The sequence below is a fragment of the Mammaliicoccus sp. C-M13 genome (genome assembly GCF_022386845.1).
In the GTDB taxonomy this organism is placed as follows: domain Bacteria; phylum Bacillota; class Bacilli; order Staphylococcales; family Staphylococcaceae; genus Mammaliicoccus; species Mammaliicoccus lentus.
Map to the genome: position 1 here is coordinate 34441 of NZ_JAJNHQ010000004.1, position 19003 is coordinate 53443.

17 protein-coding genes are annotated in these 19003 nt (G+C 32.3%); 4 read left to right on the forward strand and 13 right to left on the reverse strand.

Annotated elements, in window-relative coordinates:
• Positions 1–4: 4 nt before the first annotated feature.
• From cysI to LQ615_RS04385, 7 genes are all read right to left on the reverse strand, one after another.
• Positions 5–1711, reverse strand: a complete 1707-nt coding sequence (gene cysI, locus LQ615_RS04355; protein WP_239703753.1) for an assimilatory sulfite reductase (NADPH) hemoprotein subunit — start codon at positions 1709–1711, stop codon at positions 5–7.
• A gap of 15 nt (positions 1712–1726) precedes the next feature.
• The gene (locus LQ615_RS04360; RefSeq protein ID WP_239703752.1) at positions 1727–3544 is read right to left on the reverse strand and encodes an assimilatory sulfite reductase (NADPH) flavoprotein subunit; all 1818 of its coding nucleotides are present in this window, start codon (positions 3542–3544) and stop codon (positions 1727–1729) included.
• Between the two features lie 94 nt (positions 3545–3638).
• Entirely contained in the window at positions 3639–4355 is a 717-nt protein-coding gene (locus tag LQ615_RS04365; RefSeq protein ID WP_070045207.1) for a phosphoadenylyl-sulfate reductase, read from the reverse strand.
• A 234-nt stretch (positions 4356–4589) separates the two neighbouring features.
• Positions 4590–6212: a BCCT family transporter gene (locus LQ615_RS04370; protein WP_017000079.1), complete on the reverse strand. Its 1623-nt coding sequence runs from the start codon at positions 6210–6212 to the stop codon at positions 4590–4592.
• A 330-nt stretch (positions 6213–6542) separates the two neighbouring features.
• A complete protein-coding gene (gene budA / locus LQ615_RS04375; protein WP_017000078.1) occupies positions 6543–7244 on the reverse strand; it encodes an acetolactate decarboxylase in 702 nt (233 codons plus the stop codon).
• A 28-nt stretch (positions 7245–7272) separates the two neighbouring features.
• Complete coding sequence (locus LQ615_RS04380) at positions 7273–7962, reverse strand: LrgB family protein (RefSeq protein WP_017000077.1); 690 nt, start codon at positions 7960–7962, stop codon at positions 7273–7275.
• The gene (locus LQ615_RS04385) at positions 7962–8342 is read right to left on the reverse strand and encodes a CidA/LrgA family protein (RefSeq protein WP_017000076.1); all 381 of its coding nucleotides are present in this window, start codon (positions 8340–8342) and stop codon (positions 7962–7964) included. The genes LQ615_RS04380 and LQ615_RS04385 overlap by 1 nt, the downstream gene beginning before the upstream one ends.
• Positions 8343–8694: 352 nt before the next feature.
• On the opposite strand from LQ615_RS04385, the gene LQ615_RS04390 reads away from it, so the two are divergent.
• Positions 8695–9836 (forward strand): IS3 family transposase gene (locus LQ615_RS04390; protein ID WP_239703751.1). Its coding sequence is split into 2 segments (ribosomal slippage): positions 8695–8965 and positions 8965–9836, totalling 1143 coding nucleotides; the frame shifts between segments, so codons are not numbered across the junction.
• A 349-nt stretch (positions 9837–10185) separates the two neighbouring features.
• Here LQ615_RS04390 and cidR read toward each other — a convergent pair.
• Positions 10186–11061 (reverse strand): cidABC operon transcriptional activator CidR, encoded by an 876-nt coding sequence (gene cidR, locus LQ615_RS04395; RefSeq protein ID WP_017000885.1) that lies wholly within the window; start codon positions 11059–11061, stop codon positions 10186–10188.
• 35 nt (positions 11062–11096) lie between these two features.
• On the reverse strand, positions 11097–12431 hold the full coding sequence (locus LQ615_RS04400) for a sodium-dependent transporter (protein ID WP_135021707.1): 1335 nt from the start codon (positions 12429–12431) through the stop codon (positions 11097–11099).
• A gap of 493 nt (positions 12432–12924) precedes the next feature.
• Here LQ615_RS04400 and LQ615_RS04405 point away from each other — a divergent pair, with 493 nt between their 5' ends.
• From LQ615_RS04405 to LQ615_RS04415, 3 genes are all read left to right on the forward strand, one after another.
• Positions 12925–13620 carry a hypothetical protein gene (locus LQ615_RS04405; protein ID WP_064204437.1) on the forward strand — a complete coding sequence of 232 codons (696 nt, stop codon included), beginning with the start codon at positions 12925–12927 and terminating at the stop codon, positions 13618–13620.
• Between the two features lie 145 nt (positions 13621–13765).
• Positions 13766–14032 carry a type II toxin-antitoxin system Phd/YefM family antitoxin gene (locus LQ615_RS04410; RefSeq protein WP_064204436.1) on the forward strand — a complete coding sequence of 89 codons (267 nt, stop codon included), beginning with the start codon at positions 13766–13768 and terminating at the stop codon, positions 14030–14032.
• Positions 14033–14956, forward strand: a complete 924-nt coding sequence (locus LQ615_RS04415) for a nuclease-related domain-containing protein (protein ID WP_228064685.1) — start codon at positions 14033–14035, stop codon at positions 14954–14956.
• Between the two features lie 164 nt (positions 14957–15120).
• Here the strand turns inward: LQ615_RS04415 and LQ615_RS04420 are convergent, their stop codons facing one another.
• Genes LQ615_RS04420 through LQ615_RS04435 form a run of 4 tightly spaced genes read right to left on the reverse strand, consistent with a single transcriptional unit; the run spans position 15121 to position 18980 of the window.
• The gene (locus LQ615_RS04420; protein ID WP_064204435.1) at positions 15121–16089 is read right to left on the reverse strand and encodes a sugar phosphate isomerase/epimerase family protein; all 969 of its coding nucleotides are present in this window, start codon (positions 16087–16089) and stop codon (positions 15121–15123) included.
• A 25-nt stretch (positions 16090–16114) separates the two neighbouring features.
• Entirely contained in the window at positions 16115–17155 is a 1041-nt protein-coding gene (locus LQ615_RS04425; protein ID WP_064204434.1) for a Gfo/Idh/MocA family protein, read from the reverse strand.
• An 11-nt stretch (positions 17156–17166) separates the two neighbouring features.
• Entirely contained in the window at positions 17167–17883 is a 717-nt protein-coding gene (locus tag LQ615_RS04430) for a ThuA domain-containing protein (RefSeq protein ID WP_064204433.1), read from the reverse strand.
• Between the two features lie 20 nt (positions 17884–17903).
• A complete protein-coding gene (locus LQ615_RS04435; protein WP_017001008.1) occupies positions 17904–18980 on the reverse strand; it encodes a Gfo/Idh/MocA family protein in 1077 nt (358 codons plus the stop codon).
• Between the last annotated feature and the right edge of the window lie 23 nt (positions 18981–19003).

The following is a 19003-nucleotide window of genomic DNA, read 5'->3' on the forward strand; positions in this document are numbered from 1 at the left end:
CTTTTTATTGACTATGAAAATCTTGACCTGAGTATGTTTCTTTAATAATGTCTTTACGAATAACAAAGTCTCCAAAATGTTCGCCTTCATCTTTTTCTTTTCCATACTGGATAAGAATTGGTTTTAGACTTTCTAATATTTCATCTTCACCAATATTTTCTTTAAATAATTTGTTTAAACGATCTCCTGCGAATCCACCGCCAAGGTACATATTATATTTACCTGGCGCTTTACCGATAAATGCAATTTCTGCTAGTGCTGGTCTTGCACATCCATTAGGGCAACCCGTCATACGAATTGTAATTTCCTCTTCATTTAAGCCAGCTTCATCTAATAGTCCTTCTATTTTATTGATTAAAGTTGGTAAATAACGTTCAGACTCTGCCATCGCTAAACCACATGTTGGAAAAGCTACACAAGCCATAGAATTTCTTCTTAATCCTGTGTAATGTTCACCATCAGTAATACCATATTCATCAATAATTTTTTGAATGTTATCTTTATTTGATTCATCAACATTAGCTATAATTAAATTTTGGTTTGGCGTTAAACGTAAATCACCGTCGTGAATTTCAGCGATTTTTCGAAGTGCTGTTTTTAACTGATAATCTTTAGTATCTTTAACTCGACCATTTTGTACAAACAGCGTAAAGTGCCATTTACCACTACCTTCAGTCCAACCATAACGATCACCATTATGTTCAAATTCAAATGGTTTCACTTCTTCAATTTCCCAACCTAAACGGTTATTCAGTTCATTTCTAATCCAATCAACACCGTATTTATCCACTGTATATTTGAAACGAGCGTTTAATCTGTTTGTTCTGTTACCATAATCTCTTTGAATCGTTAAAATAGCTTCAGATACTTCTACCGCTTTATCTTTATCAATATAGCCTAATAATCTTCCAACTTGTGGGTATGTGTCTGTATTACCGTGCTTCATTCCCATACCGCCACCAACTGTTACGTTAAAGCCGACTAATTTATCGTCTTCAATGATGGATATTAGTCCAATATCTTGAGAAAAAACGTCGATATCATTTGAAGGTGGAACTGCAATGCCAATTTTGAATTTACGTGGTAAATACGTTTTTCCATACATCGGTTCTACTTCTTCTTTTGTATCAACTACTTTTTCACCGTCTAACCATATTTCATGATAAGCACCAGTTCGAGGTGATAAATGATCGCTAATTTGACTAGCTAATGTATCTACCTCTTTATGTACATCAGATTGATAAGGGTTTGGATTACACATTACGTTTCTGTTAACGTCACCACAAGCTGCTAGTGAGTCCATAACCGCTTGGTGAATACTTTGCATAGAACTTTTTAGATTTCTTTTCAAAATGCCATGAAACTGAAATGCTTGTCTTGTCGTTAACTTAATTGTTCCATTTGCGTATTGATCGGATATATCATCCATTGCAATCCATTGATCTGCCGTTGCTGTACCGCCCGGAACTCTTACTCTAATCATAAAACTATAAGCTGGTTCTAATTTCTGTCTTCTTCGTTCGTCACGTATATCTCTATCGTCTTGCATGTAACTACCGTGGAACTTTAGTAACTTCGTATCATCATTTGCGATAGCACCAGTTATTTCATCATCTAAACCTTCTTGTATGCTACCTCTTAAGTAATTACTTCTATATTTTATATGCTCTAATTCATCTAATTTCTCAGATAGTTCTGTGTGAGTGCTCATATATTTTGCCCCCTCTTAATAAATATCTCTTTGATACTTTTTATCTTTCTTTAATTTCGTTAAAAATGTTTCCGCTTCTTCTTCGTTATAATGACCTTCTTTTTGGATAACGTTTAATAGAGATTGATGTACATCTTTCGCCATATTTTTCTCATCTCCACAAACGTATATTGCTGCACCTTCTTTAATCCATTGATAAAGTTCTTCGCCATTTTCTTCAATGCGATGTTGTACATAAACCTTTTCTTCAGTATCCCTTGAAAATGCTAAGTTCATCTTAGTTAACACACCATCTTTTAACCATGTTTGCCATTCTGTTTGATATAAGAAATCCGTTGTAAAGTGTTGTTCTCCAAAGAATAACCAAGATTTATTTCCGAGCTCTAATTCTTCTTTTTCTTGAATATATGATCTAAATGGTGCAATACCAGTACCTGGGCCAATCATAATAACTGGTGTATCTTCTGTTTTAGGAAACTTAAAGTTTGGATTCTTTTTCAAATAAATAGAAACTTTGTCTCCTGGCTCTAATCTTTCAGCAAATTGAACAGAGCATACACCTTTGCGATCTCGTCCATTGGCATGATATCTAACGGCTCCTATTGTAAGATGAACTTCATCTGGATTTGCTTCGTAACTGCTAGCAATCGAATATTCTCTCGCTGGTAATTTTCTAAGAATTTTATGCAGTGCTTCAGGTTGTAAATCTTCTGGTGGGAAATCATTGATTAAATCTATAAAATCTCGACCTTCTACATATCCATATATCCATCTATCTTTTTTCACTTTTTCTGATAGCACACCGTTTTCAAAAATGTCAGCTGCCTTTTTAATAATTGGTTTTGTTAATTTTGTAATTTCAAAGTAATTAGTTAAAGCATCACGTAAACTCAGCTTATCTCCATCTTCGTTAATCGGCACTTCTTCATCTGCATTCCATACGAGTGTTTCGATCAATTCTTCAACAAATTCCGGATCATTTTTCGGGAAGATACCAATACAATCACCCGGTTCAAATGCTTCGCCAAAACCTTCTAACGATAACTCAATGTGTCTTACTTCTTTATTAGATCCACGTCCATTTAAATTAATGTTCTCAAGAATTTCAGCCTCGTAAGGATTTGTTCTAGAATAAGTCTGAGTTGTTGAAATATGTTCTGGATCGACTTGAGCTGGTATATCTGATGTATTACCTGCTTCCACTGCCAAAGCATTTAATATATCTTCCATCCATTTCTCAGCTGGTTCATCAAAATCTAAATCACAATCAATACGTGGATGTAACCTTTCAGCTCCTAATTCTTCTAACTTTTTATCAAAATCTTTTCCTGTTTGGCAGAAAAATTCATAAGATTCATCGCCAAGTGCAAGTACAGAGAATCTAACGTCATTTAACTTAGGCGCCTTCCTACTATGTATAAATTCATGGAATGTGATGGCATTATCTGGAGGGTCACCTTCACCGTGAGTAGCAGTAATAATAAATAAATCTTCTACTTTCTTTAAATTCTTTGGTTTGAAATCTTCCATACATTCAAGCTGAACATTAAATGACTGTTCTTTTAATTTATTTTCTAATGTTTCAGCTAATCCTTGTGCATTTCCTGTTTCAGAACCGTATAACACTGTAATATCTCTTTGTTTCGGTAGCGTTGCAACGCTCGTTTCTGTTGTAGGTTCTAATACTGCTTGATTTGAATCATTTTTAAATTGTGAAGCTGTCAAATAACCACTCAACCAAACTTTCTGTTCGGGTGTAAGTGTTGAAAGTAATTGAGTAATGCTTTCTGACTGCTGTTGATTAAATGGGCTATTCGTTACTGTTAACTCCAAAAATGTCACCTCATCCTGTCCAATTTTTATTTAAAAAACTAATTAATCTTATTGGTATACTATGTTTCAATGTTAAAAATTTTAGCTTGCAGTTTTACTTTGTGTGCAAGCCACATTCTGTTTTGTTAAAGTTTGTCCATCTACCTTCTCTAGAATCCCCTGATGAAGAAACTTGTGATGTACAAGGTATGCAACCTATACTCGGATATTGAAAATCATGTAGTTCATTGTAAGTTAAATCATGTTTTTCGATGTATTCCCACACATCATCCCATGTCCAATAAATTAATGGGCAAACTTTAATTGATTTAAATCTTTCATCTTTGTTAATAAAATTTGTGTTTTGTCTGCTTGGAGATTGTTCTCTTCTCAATCCAGATACCCATGCAGTAGCACCAGATAGCACTTCTTCTAAAGGTTTTATTTTTCTAATATAACAACACTGATTAGGATTACTCGTCCATAAAGCAGGTTCATATTGATCAGCTTGTTCCTCTAGTGTGAGATCTGGTTTTTTAAGTTCAATATTTAGTTTTGGATATCTCTCTTTAACACGATCAATTAAGTCGTAAGTTTCTTGAAAGTGTAAGTCTGTATCTAAAAATACGATTTTAGCATCGTTTTTCACTTTAGATATTAAATCAATGAGAATCATACCTTCAGCACCAAAACTACATGAATAAACAATGGAATCTCCATAATGTTCATACGCCCATTTAATAATATGATAAGCGCCCTTTGTTTCGTCATCAGCATTTAAATTTTCAAACGGGTCCGTTTCAAAGCGTTCATAAGTTAACACTCCAGTCATGACTTAAATAACCTCCTTTTACATAAAAATGGTTTATTTTTAAACATAGCTATTTCTGAAAAATATTTTATTCTGATATGTTTACTAGGAATAATAAATTATGATGATTAGCTTACCCGATAGTTACATACATGTCAACAGTTCTTTTTTTAATTTTCTGTTAATTGAAGATAAGTAATATAAAAAAAGATTGTCAATAAGCCAATGTTTGACTTATTAACAACCTTAATTATTTTACAAATTATCATCTTCTCTTTTTTCTCTAACCTGAACAATCCTTAAAGAACGTCTTTCAACTTCTTTCAATTTATCAGCACGTTCTTCTAGTTTTATCCGATCGCCTGATAAAGTCCTTATAAAGGATATCATCATCATCACAAATATACCTATTAAAGGAACACTTGCTAAAATGGAAGCAGTTTTTAAAACTTCTAAAGCTTTTTCTCCTCCTACAAGCATTAAAGAGAATGGTAATAGACATAAAGCAAATGCCCAGAAAAGACGGTTCGCTTTAAGTGGTTCGTCTATAACTTTTTTCTGTGTTGCAGCAGCTAAAATATAAGAACCCGAATCAAACGTAGTTGCTAAATATAGAAACGCTGAGATTAAGAACAATACAACCATCACTTTAGGTAATGGTAATTGATGCATCACTTCAATAATGGTAGCTTCAGGTGTATGTTGATTTAAGAACTGAATAACATCGAATTGTCCTGATAATTGAAGAAATACTGCATAGTTACCTAAAATACCAAAGAATAATACGCACCCTAAAGTTCCATAAATAATTGTTCCTAAAATAACTTCTTTCAAAGTACGTCCTTTAGAAATTCTTGCAATAAATAGTCCTATGAATGGTGCATATACGAGCCACCATGACCAGTAGAACACAGTCCAGTCTTGTGGGAAGTTCGTTTCTTTTCTTCCTCCTATGCCACCAAATGGCTCTAGCCAAGTACTCATTTGGAAGAAGTTTTTCAACATATTACCTAAACTAGAAACTGTTGTTTCCATTATAAAGACAGTTGGTCCGATAATAAGCACGATACCTAAAATAATAAATGTTAGCCAAACATTTATGTCACTTAATTTTTGAATACCTTTCTTCAAACCAGTATACGAGCTAAATGCGAATATGACTGTAATGATAAGTAATATAATACTTCGCATCACCATGTTCTCTCCGTCTAGCCCTGTCAGTCGCTCTATACCAGCCGCAATCATTGGCACACCTAGCGCAAGTGATGTTGCCGCTCCGCCAAGCAAACCAAATATAAATAAAATATCTACTGTTTTACCAAGAAATTTATCAGTCTGACCTTTTAAAATTGGTCGACAAGCATGACTAATTTTATAAATGGGCTTTTTCTTAACGAATACTAAATACCCAATAGGCAATGCTGGTAATACATATATTGCCCAAGCAATTGGACCCCAATGGAACATGCCATACATCGTAGCATATTCTAACGCTTCATCAGTCATACCTCTTGCACCATAAGGTGGTACTTGATAATAATAAGCCCACTCTATAACGCCCCAATAAAGTATATCGGAACCTATTCCAGCACAAAAGAGCATAGAAGCCCAACTGAAATTATTGAACTCTGGTTTATCGCTAGCTTTCCCAAGTGTTACTTTTCCGTACTTACCAAAAGCTATGTATAACACAAATCCAAATACTACTAATCCTAGTAATAGATAGACCGAGCCTAATGAATTAGAAATCGTTTCATTAATCTGTGTAATAACATACTGACTCGTTTTTGGGAAGACTATCATCGGTACTACGGCAAATAATAATACTGCTACCGTACCAAGGAACGTCCACCAGTCCATAATTTTATATTTTTGCAATCCTGAACACCCCTCGTTGTCGGTTATTATGTATCGTAAATTGGAATCATGATCAATGATTAATGAATACGACAAAACAAATCACAATGATGAGGTTATACAAGTTTTAATAATAATGCAAATTTCATACAATCTATTTCTGATGTTATTTTGAATAATTATATAAATTCCATTAATTAAAATGTGAACAAATATCGCTATAACAACTGTGTTAAGTTAACATTTAACGTACTGAACAAATTTAATTAACTTTAATAACGTATTTTTATGCATTTTATATGAATAAAAATTTATATTAAAAAAGAGCTAGAAAATGAATTTCCAGCTCTTTTATTCTGCTTCTGAAATTTCTGAACCTATATTATTATAATCAATATCTGCTTCTAAAAATGATTGATTATCTGAAGGTAAATGTTGTTCAAATGTATCAAAGTTTTGTATTTCGATACTACCTACTTCTAATTCAAAATCTAAAACATGTCCACCAAAACTTTCAAATTCATCAATAAAATGAACGTGAAAACCACTAGCTCCAATTCCATGAAATAGTTCTGGTGTATAGAAACCTATAATTGTTCCTCTAACTTCAGGAACTACTTTTTCAGGTTGGCGTCTTGCGGATTCTATTAAACGTTGATATGGAGGTTCTTGCTTAGGCATCCATCTTACATGCATATTCTTAAATGTTCCTGTTATTTTTATAGCAGAGAACAAATTTTTACTTTTCATGTTGTTCAATATTTCATCAAATACTTGGTCAGATTTTTCGTGTGCAGCATAATAAGTCTTATCTGCGCTGAATCTTGTAATTGTAGAAAATGGTGTCATTTCATTACCTTCTAATGCTTTAAACTCTCCAAATTCATTTGCATGAAATGCTCTTCCGTCTAAATATATAACTTCTCCATCTGATCCAGTTAATGTCCCTATACCTGAATCACCATGTTGTAAAATCTCATCAATTGTTGCTGTTCCTTCTAAGTGACCAGCCATCAAAGTAGCTAACGTGCCATGCTGATATAAAGTTTGCATAAATAAGACACCTCCTCTTTCGTACTATTTATATATAAGTTGTGATTAAATACATTAATGGCAGTATGACAGAACTGATTACAGCAGTTAATATCATACCAATCGTACTGAAAGCTCCTGCCTCAAAATTAGCTTCTAAAGCTTTTGCAGTACCAAATGCATGAGAGGCATTACCGTATGTCATACCTTTTGCTAAATCACTTTGAAAACGTCCTTTTGTAATAAAGAAATTCCCTAATATACTACCAATAAGACCAGTAGCTATAATAAACATAACAGTTATCGTATCTGTTCCACCCATTTGTTCTGAAACTTCTATACCGACTGCCGCTGTCATAGACCTTGGTAGTACTGTCACAATCGTTTGACTAGGGTACCCCATTATATATAGCGCACCGTAAATGACTATAAAATTCATCATAATGCCTGTCATTACACTTGTAATAATAACTTTGAAATTTGCTAAAATGAGTTTTCTAAATTTATATAAGGGATAGGCTAAACTTACAACAGAACAATCCAAGAAATTATGAATCCATGTTCCGCCTACCATATAATCAGTGTAGTTCAAACCGAATATAAGTAAAACAAAAATGATTACGATTGAAGCAATTAAAGCAGGGTTCAATAGCGGATGCTTATATTTAACTTGCAGTTTCTTAGCTGCAATATAAGTTATTAATGTTAGTACAATCATGCCTATCGCTTGAATAATCATCACATGTCCTCCTTACTTGATGGTTTAATTTTTAATAATTTTTCACTAACATAACCTGAAGATAATGCCACTAAACTTGTACTAATAATGATTAATATCGCTAGAAAAATATATGTGGGATCAATTTGATTTGCGATATCCATTATGCCAACAATTGAAGGTACAAAAAAGAGCACCATCACATTGATCAGTTTATTAGCACCAACTTCTATCCAATGTTCAGGTATCACTTTAAATAGTAACAAACAAAATAATAATGCCAATCCGACAATACTACCTGCTATAGGTATATGAAGTAATTCTCTTAACCACATGCCTAATAACGTAATGCCATATATTAACGTGACTTGTAATATTATCTTTATAAGTCGTCTCATCATATTTAATCAATCCCTTTTACTTTAAACTCTTAATCTATATTATATGAGATTACTATGTATTAATAAAATACATAATATCGATTTCTAGTATTCTGTTATGGAATACTTAAGTTTTAAAGAAATATATAAGGATAATAAACAGGACTAATGTAAGCGTTAAACCTATTGATGTATAAAGGTTTAACTCAGAGTTATAAAATACATTTAAATTATCATATAATAATATTTTTTATGTTAGAAAAAATAAAAAAGAACTTAGGAAATAATGCACTAACCCCAGGATGTGGGAGTAAAATAAAAACACTTTCGTTGAATTCATATTAAAATGAATTTATACGGAGGTGTTTTTTCTATGAAAAGAGTGGCATATTCAGTTGAAACAAAATATAAAGTAGTAGAAATGAAACTTAAAGGATATAGTACAAGAGAAATTATGGATACTTTAAACATTAAAAATAAGTCCCAAGTTGATCAGTGGTGGAAATGGTATAGAAATGGTGAAACACATAGGTTCAATCAACAAGTAGGAAAACAATATTCCTACGGAAAAGGTATCGAAGAGTTAAGTACTGTTGAAATACTTAAAATTGAGTTGAAACGTAAAGAAGTAGAGAATAAAATTTTAAAAAAGTACAAAGAATTGGAAAGGAAGTGGTCCCAGAAGTAGTTGTCGAGTTAGTAAATGAATTGAAATCTAAATATACAGTGAAACTCATTTTAGAAGCTTTAGATATTCCAAAATCTAATTATTACAGATGGAAAAACAAACATTTCAATATATCTGAGGATGAAAATGAAATTATAGAACTATGTAAGAAGCATCGTTTTACATATGGCTATAGAAAAATAACTGCCTTGTTAAATAGAAAAAATAATAAAACAATTAATCACAAGAAAGTACAAAGAATTATGCAAAAACATAATTTAAATTGTAAAGTACGCGTGAAGAAATCGAAAAGACCAGGGAATCCATATTATAAGACACATAATCTATTGAATAGAAATTTTAAAGCAGAGAAACCTTTAGAAGTACTTTTAACAGATATCACTTATTTACCCTTCGGGAATACAATGTTGTATCTTTCATCTATCATGGATGCTTACAATGGTGAAATTGTGGCATATAAAATTGGTAAAAACCAAAATCAAGAACTAGTAAATGAGACATTAAAACAACTTCAATTGGAACCAGGGACTATATTACATAGTGATCAAGGAAGTGTGTATACCTCTTATGAATACTATGCCTTATGTACAGAAAAAGGCATTACCAGAAGCATGTCCCGTAAGGGAACGCCAGCTGATAATGCCCCAATAGAATGTTTTCATGGCTCTCTAAAGAGTGAAACATTCTACTTAAACAGTGAGCTTAGAAGCTCTAATACTATTGTAATAGATATTGTCGAAAATTACATTGAAAACTATAATAAAGTTAGAATTAAACAAAAACTAGGCTACTTATCCCCTATAGAATATAGGGAATTAGCAGCCTAGAAAATAGTGTTTTTATTGAACTCCCTTAATAAGGGTGCAGTGCCATAAACCCCTTGCTCTTTTTTTGGAGATGGAACTTATAAAATTAAGAGCTGACACTGCTTTATTGGATTAAATATTGCACAAACTCACATAGAGCACTTCTTATTGGATTATAAAGGTAGAAAATCCAATAAAAGTTGTCTATTTGGATTATTGTTATAGAAAATCCAATAAAAGTATGTGTACTTGGATTATTGTCGTAGTAAATCCAATTAACCATTTCGTAAACTAACGAATTCACTTTTATTCTGATACAAATTTAAAAATAAGAGGCTGAGACATAAATACATGTCTCAGCCTCTTATTTTTAAAGGTCTTGCTTTAAGAATGCCATCCACTCTTCTGTTACTTGATTCATATATGAACCTTTTTTCCATATTAGGCCGAGGTGCCAATATATTTTCTCGCCTGCGAGTTCAATGGCTCTAACTTCGTCTCCCATTTGATCTGCGATACTCTTTGGTACAATCGAAATTCCTAGACCTCTTTTAATCATATTATCTATAAAAGTTAACTGTGAGATTTTAGCTACCGTTTTAGGATAAAATCCTGCTTTACGACAGTTTTCAATTATCATATCTCTTAAATAATAATCGTCGTGTAATAAAACGAACTCTTCATCTACAAGTTCATGTATAGCAACTTTTTTCTTATGAGAAAGTTTATGAGATTGATTAAGCACTAAAAAGAGTTCTTCTTTATAAAGCGGCATACTATTAAATTTTGAAGAGTCTACTGGTAAAGCAGTCACACCGATGTCTATTTCATCTTGGCTCAAGTAATTTTCGACTGCTTTACCGCCTCCTTCAAGCACTTCGTATGTTACATCAGAATATTTTTTATGGAATTTTTCGAGATTATCTGTAATCAAATTCACTTTTATCATAGGGGATAATCCTAATCTGATATGGCCCTTTTTAATTTCAAATATATCATTCAATTCCATTGTTAATTTATCAAATAATGTAAGGAATTCAACTGCTTTTTCGTAAAAAACTTCACCTGTATCTGTTAATTTGATATGGCGTTGTGAACGATCAAATAATGTAATATCAAATTCATTTTCTAAATTTTTAACGGCTTTACTTATTGTAGATTGAGCTACAAATAAATGTTCAGACGCTTGTGTCATACCACCATTTCTCACTATTTCTACAAAATATTTTAACTGTTTAAATTCCAAATTTTACACCTCATTTTTGGCATAACATCACGACTTTATAATGAGAAAATAAATACAATTATAATAATAATCGGTATAATATATCTCATTAAAACTCTCCATAATTTAAACCATTTTATAGATAAATGATTCCCCATACGGAATTCTTTTTCTACAAGTTCTGGATTCATTCTGAAAGATATAAATATTGCGATTAATAAACAACCTATTGGTAATAATATATTACTCACTAAATAATCTGTCGCATCAAATATAGATTTCCCAAATATTGATACGTCACTTAAAACACTATAAGACAATGTAGATGGAATACATGCTATAAACGTCAGTAATCCTAATATCCAAACAATCTTCTTTCTAGAACGTTTACCATCTTTTTCAAATGCTGAAATAATGATTTCGAACTGACTGAATGAAGAAGTTAAAGTCGCGAATAAGAATAGCAATAAGAACAATGTTAAGAATAAAGTGCCAAATGCCATTTGTCCAAAAACATTTGGTAACACAATAAATAACAATCCTGGTCCTTCAGTAGGTTCTAATGAAAAAGCAAATACGACTGGAAAAATAGCCATACCAGCTAAAATAGAAACTAAAATATTCATTCCTGATACTAAAGCTGCTGATGTCGGTAAGCTTTCTTTCTTACTTAAATAAGAACTATATGTAACCATACAAGAAAATCCAACTGCTAGCGCAAAGAACGATTGACCAAGCGCAAATAGTATACCTTTTGCACTAAAATCAGAAAGATTAAATTTAAAGAAGAACGCTAATCCCTCAGATGCACCTTCTAATGTTACTGCTCTTACAACTAAAATAAGGAAAAAAATTAGTAACAATGGCATTAAATATTGATTCGCTCTTTCGATACCATTTTTAATACCAAAATTTAATACGAGTACATTCATTAATATAAATACAAGTACACCTAATAATGCAATAAAGGGATTCCCAATAATTTCTTCGAACATTTTCCCATAATTTGCACCATCTGAAATCAAGTTACCTGTAATGCTCATCGTTGTATAAATCGTTATCCATCCACCTACAACACTGTAGAACGATAACAATAAGAAACAACCAATAACCCCTAATCTTCCTGTTATACGCCATGGTGACTTAGGTGCTAACGTGTCGTATGCCGATACAGCCTCTTTATTCGTTGAACGACCAATGATGAATTCTGAAATCAACATTGGTAAACCTATAAATAACGTAAAAATGATAAATATAAGTAAAAACGCGCCTCCGCCATACTGACCAGCAACGTATGGAAACTTCCATATTGCACCTATTCCAATCGCTGCGCCTGCTACTGCCATCACAAAACCTAATTTAGAAGACCATTGATCTCGTTGTTTATTCATGTCATCACTCCATTCAAATCTCTTAGTAGAAGTATAACGTATAATCGTATACTACACAGTAAGAATTTTTATGAATCAATAAATATTTATATTTCTAGTTTTATATTGACATTTTTATAAAAATTCCACTTTCTAGTTTATCAATTCAATCCAATAATTCATAATACTTTTTTATCAAAGTTAATCCCAATAGTTAATCTAACCATACCTTAAAAATTAGTACTTAATAGTTCAGTAAAACATCCCTATGATGATAGTAACTAACTTTATTTTAATTAACTGTTACATTTATAAACACATGAAATTTATTGTTTTTTTATTTTTATACTTAAAATAAAAAAACTAGAATATAATATCTAGTTGCTCTAAGTATTATGAAAATATTAGATTTTATCAGTGTTTATTTTTTAAAAAATATATGATAATCTTAATTCAATATTAAACAAGAGTGATTAAAAATCATAAAATATTAAAACAATTGGAGGAATTTAATATGTGCGAGATCATTAGTCAAAAAATTTCGAAGGAACAAAATTTATCCAATCGAGGTATTAACGACATAGCATCTATCATAAAGAATAACGCCATAACAATAAAACAATTAAAGTTAATAACAGGGCAATTTTCAAGTACTTTCTATACAACCCTAAACAACGATAAAGCCAACAACACAATCAAAATGAGAGGTATAAGCCAAAGAAGTGTTACAGTTTTCTATGATCATAAATCTAATGTCAAAAGAAGCAACCTTCAGGCTCAAGAAAAAACTAGCTATGTTGCGTTCTTCTTTCAATATAAAGGATTAAAGGTAGGTAACTTTGTTTTTGATGAAGATAAATTAGCTTTTGATGTGGCCACTAATGAAAGGCATATAATGCCTTTAGTATGTATATATGTTGATAGGAACACTATTGAAAATATCGATTTAAGTTTCTATGAGAATTATATTTTGTGTGTGTGCGTTGATATTCGCTTTGAAAATGAAGTCATGGAATCACTATATAGAAAAGAGTTCAATCATTTCTTTATTTTCATCTTTGATGATTTAAATCAAGTCTTTATGCCATACATTTTTGACTTTGTTAGTGAAGAAAAAAATTTGATAAATGATAAAAGCATAAACGATTATGAAGAGGTAATACATATGGTGGATCCAGTCATTGTAGAAAATATAGATAAATATTATTGAAATATCCGAATAAAAACTATCGAATTAAATATTTAGAGCTATCTTTATGTTTCTACATACTAATGCGTTATATTATTTTTTTATAAAAGTCTATAATGTTATAAATCCAAAGAAAAATTAATCTATAATTAAAAGGAGGGAAACAATGATACAAAATGACACATTAACGCCAGAGTATGCTAAAAAACATTTTTATAACTTGCTTAAAAAGGTAAATGAAAATCATAAACCAATAATTATTAGTGATAAAAAATCACATAATAGTGCAGTAATAATTAGTAAAGATGAGTGGGACAGTATACAAGAGACATTTTATTTAGAAGATATAGGAGTTATGAATAAAGTCAGAGCTCGCGAACAAGATAATAGTCTATTTACTAATGTTGATGATATAAATTGGAATAATTTATAGATGTTATTTACTGAATATATATTATATAATAATTGTAAAAAAATAGGAGGCAGGTATATTGAATATGTCACTTATTTAAAAGCGCTAGACGGTCGCTTAGAACAAAATGAAACAACTCGAGAATTATTTAGACAAATAAAAGGAATAGAAGGAGAAGAATTAATTAAACAAATATTAGATCAAGAACTTAAGTTAAATTATGTGCATGATATCGAATTGGATATAAACAATAAAGTTCAAATTGATTTTTTAATTGTCGACGACGAAAAAATTATGAATTTAGAAATTAAACACTACAAAGGTGACTACTATATAATTGATAACCAACTTAAAAATAGCTATGGAAATATATTTCAAACACCTTTTCAGCAGATGAAGCGGGCTGAGTATGAACTGGAACTTATAAAATCTAAACTTGATATCAAACGTACAGTTGAATCCTATCTCGTCTTTACTAACCCTACATTTACACTTCATACAGAAATCCCTCATCGCAATCAAGTACTACTACCTACAGAATTACACAAAATCCCAAAACTAATTAAAAATTATAAAATAGAAGAAAATAAAATTATTTTGAATAGAATAAAGACCTTGAAGAAAGATTTTTCGAAAATCTATCCAAAGAATTTATTACCTTTTGACCAAATAAATCCTGGATTATGGTGCCCACAATGCAGAAAAATAGGACACATACAATTAAATAGTCATAAGAGGTTTGGTGAATGTATGTATTGTTCGAAGAAAATTGCAAGACAATTACTATATTTAGAAAACTTAAAAGAATTATATATATTGAAAAACGAACCTTTTACTTTGAAAGAAGCTCAAATATGGTGTGATGGAAATGAATGGGCAATTAGAAAATTATGTAACCAACACTTCAAAAAAGAAGGTCAACGAAAAATTCAATATTATATTTGATGTTTTCAATAAAAACCACCATTGTTGTAAGAGCAGCATTCTTATTGGATTTTCTACCTCAATAATCCAAATACACACGTCTTTATGAAGTGCACCCAAAAGTTCAACCTAAAATAAAACCATGACCTTAGCGAGTTTTACACTCGCTAAGGTCATGGTTTTCATCATGCCCACCAAATATTTTCGAGTATTTCGTTTATATTTACGTATTGTAGATTTTGTACTGCTTTTTGGAAGCCTTCTTCTACGGACATTATAGGATCTTCATGTTCAATACTCACGACGTAATCATATCCATTGATTCTTAATGCGCTTATTATATCACCCCATACTTGAGGGCTATGTCCATAACCGACAGACCTAAATGTCCATGCTCTAGATTGTACGGAGCCATATGGTTGCATGTCTGTTAATCCGTACATATTTACATTTTCCTGATCAATGTATGTGTCTTTTGCATGGAAGTGATGAATAGCGTTTGCTTTGCCCAGTATTTTTATAGCAGCTACTGGATCAATACCTTGCCACCATAAATGACTTGGATCTAGATTCGCACCTATTGCATCGTTAGTTGCTTCTCTTAATTTTAATAACGTATGTGGTGTGTGCACCGAAAATCCAGCATGTAATTCTATTCCGATTTTAACGTTATGATCTTTAGCAAATTGTGCCGCTTCTTTCCAATAAGGTATCAGCTTCTCTTCCCATTGCCATTCATAAATTTCTGAGTATGCTGTTGGCCATGGTGTGACTGGCCAATTTGGATGTTTGGCATCTTCATCTGATCCTGGTATACCTGAAAATGTATTGACTACAGGCACTCCTAAAATCGATGCAAGCTTCACTGTTTTAATAAATGTATCGTGTGCTTGTTTAGCATGTTCTTCATCCGGCGAAACTGGATTATCGTGACAACTAAACGCACTAATTTCTAATCCGCGTTGTTTAATCGCATCCATGAAAGATTCACGTTTAGCTTCACTTTCTAATAATGCATCAACATCACAAAAATGATTTCCCGGGTTACCACCTGTTCCGATTTCTACCATCTTCAAACCTGAATTCGCGACATAATCTAACATTTCCTCAAATGATTTATCTTGAAAAAGTACTGTAAACACACCTATTTTCATATGTATCGCTCCTTTATATTTGATATTAAATTAATCTAACACTACGTCCTTCTTCACTGCTTCTATATATTGCATCTATAATGAGACTGACTTTTCGAGCTTGTTCTGGTTGTACAATTAAAGATTCTAGTCCTAAACAACTGTTCACAAAATTCATGGCTTGTCTCTGTGCTGCTAAATCTTCATTATGTTCTGCTACAGCTTTTTCATTAAAAAAGTTACCAAATTTAGGTTGATATATTTCAAATGGATACACATTCAATCCTCCATCAACGCCTGAAATACTTAAATGTATGTTATCTTCTTTAATGTTCGCTGACCAAGAACACTCAAATTGCATCGTAGACTGATCGTCAAATGTAATAAAACTAGAAACATGATCGTCCACTTCAAAAGTACTACTATCAAATGTTCCCCAGTCATTAATTTGATTAGGTGTTTTACTTAATCGGTTATAAGTTTTACCTAATACTTCAACAGGTTGGACATCCTCAAGTAACCAAAGTGATAAATCTAATAAATGACAACCGTAATCTATTAGACTTCCACCACCTTGTAGTTCTTTATTCGTAAAAACTCCCCATCCAGGTACTTTACGTCTACGCATTGCTTGAACTCTTGTAACAAGAGGACTCCCTACAGTGCCACCTTCAATTGCTTTATGAGCTGTAATAGCAGCATCTGTAAATCGATAATGGTATCCAATAGCTAACAATTTATTTGCTCTATTAGCCGCTTCAATCATCGCATCACATTCTTCTTTATTCATGGCCATTGGTTTTTCACAAAATACATGAACACCTGCATTTAACGCCGCAATACTTATTTCTGCATGAAACTTATTCGGTGTGCATATTACAACTGCATCTATTTCGTTAAACATTTCTTCATAATCTTTAAACACATGAGGTATCATATGTTCTTTAGCTACTTGTTGTGCTAAATCATAGTTAATGTCTTGAACACCTACAATTTGAGCAGTACCTTTTAATTGTTTAAATGCAGGTATATGTCTGTTTTGAGCAATACCTCCAACGCCTATCATACCTAATTTTAATTTGTCCATAATTCACTCACCTATTTCTCACTGATATGCTCTAACGGTTGAGCATTACCATATTGATGTTTAGGAGTGTTACGGTTTTCAGCCCATTCCACTGCATTTTTAATAACGTGCTGTATTTGTGAGTTATAATATGTAGGATAGCTTTCATGTCCAGGTCTAAAATAAAATATTTTTCCGTTTCCACGTTTGAAAGTTGCGCCACTACGGAATACTTCTCCGCCTTCAAACCAACTTATAAATACTGTTTCATCTGGTGCTGGTATATCAAAGTGCTCGCCGTACATTTCTTCTTTTTCTAATTCGATATATGAGTCTAAACCTTCTGTTATTGGGTGAGTAGGATCTACAACCCAAAGTCTTTCTCTATCATCTGCTTCACGCCATTTTAAATCACATGTTGTCCCCATCAAGCTTTTAAATATTTTAGAGAAATGTGCTGAATGTAACACAATTAATCCCATTCCATCTAGTACGCGCTGCTTTACTTTTTCAACAATTGAATCTTCTACTTCATCGTGAGCTTTATGTCCCCACCAAATTAAGACATCTGTCTGATTTAATACATCATCAGTTAAACCGTGTTCTCGTTCATCCAATGTTGCTTTTTTAACATTGTGTTTTTCACTTAAAAATTCAGCTATGACATTATGAATGCCTTTTGGGTAAACTTTCTTAATTTCTTCGCTTTCTACTTCGTGACGAAATTCATTCCATACTGTTATATTCATTTAGACATCCCCTTTAGTTATTATTCAAAATAAACAGCTTTTCCTGTTTTCGCAGATTTATATATACCTTCTAATATTTGAGTGATGACAATAGCTTCTTCAGGTTTTACGACAGGATCAGTATCATTCAAAATACTATCAATCCATGAACGCGCTTCTACTTCTGCTTCATCAACTTGTTCTCCTTCATAAAAGTCCACGCCTTTATTTTCAAGTTCAACTTGAGTTGTATATAGTGAACCAAAGTCTTCACCATGTATTCTTAAGCCATCTTTCATGTCTGCTCCACCTTCAGTTCCTGAAAGTTCACATTTAGCTTCATCTACATTAAGTGAATTAAGCGCCCAACTTGATTCTAAAACGATTGTTGCACCATCTTTCATCTTGATAAATCCAAATGCAGAATCTTCTACAGTAAATTCCTTAGGATCCCATGGTCCCCAAGCATTTGCTGCATTTTCTTTTTTACCTAATTTATGAAAAGTTGACCCCATTACTGATTCAGGTTCATAGTTATCCATCATCCATAATGTTAAATCAAGTGCATGTGTTCCAATATCAATTAACGGGCCTCCACCTTGTTGTTCTTCATCTAAGAATACACCCCACGTAGGCACTGCTCTTCTACGTATAGCATGTGCTTTACCATAATATATATCCCCTAAATCTCCACGTTGTGTTGCTTGACGTAAGTACTGGCTATCTGGTCTAAAACGATTTTGATAACCAATCGTTAATTTCTTACCAGTTCTTTTAGCTGCTTCAATCATTTCTTGTGCTTCTTCAGTTGTCTTAGCCATTGGTTTTTCACACATCACATGCTTGCCTGCTTCCAATGAAGCAATTGTTAATTCTTTATGCGAACTATTTGGCGTACAAACGTGAATAACATCAATCGTTTCATCTTTCAACAACTCTTTATAATCTGCATAAGCCTTTGCTTGTTCAGTACCGTAATAGTCTGCTGCTACTTCAGCCTTCTCTACATCTATATCACAAAATGCTACAATATTTACTTCTTCAATTTTCTGCAAGCTTGGTAAATGCTTGCCATTCGCTATACCACCACAACCTATAATACCTACATTTAATTGCATCGCTATTTCCCCTTTTCAATTAT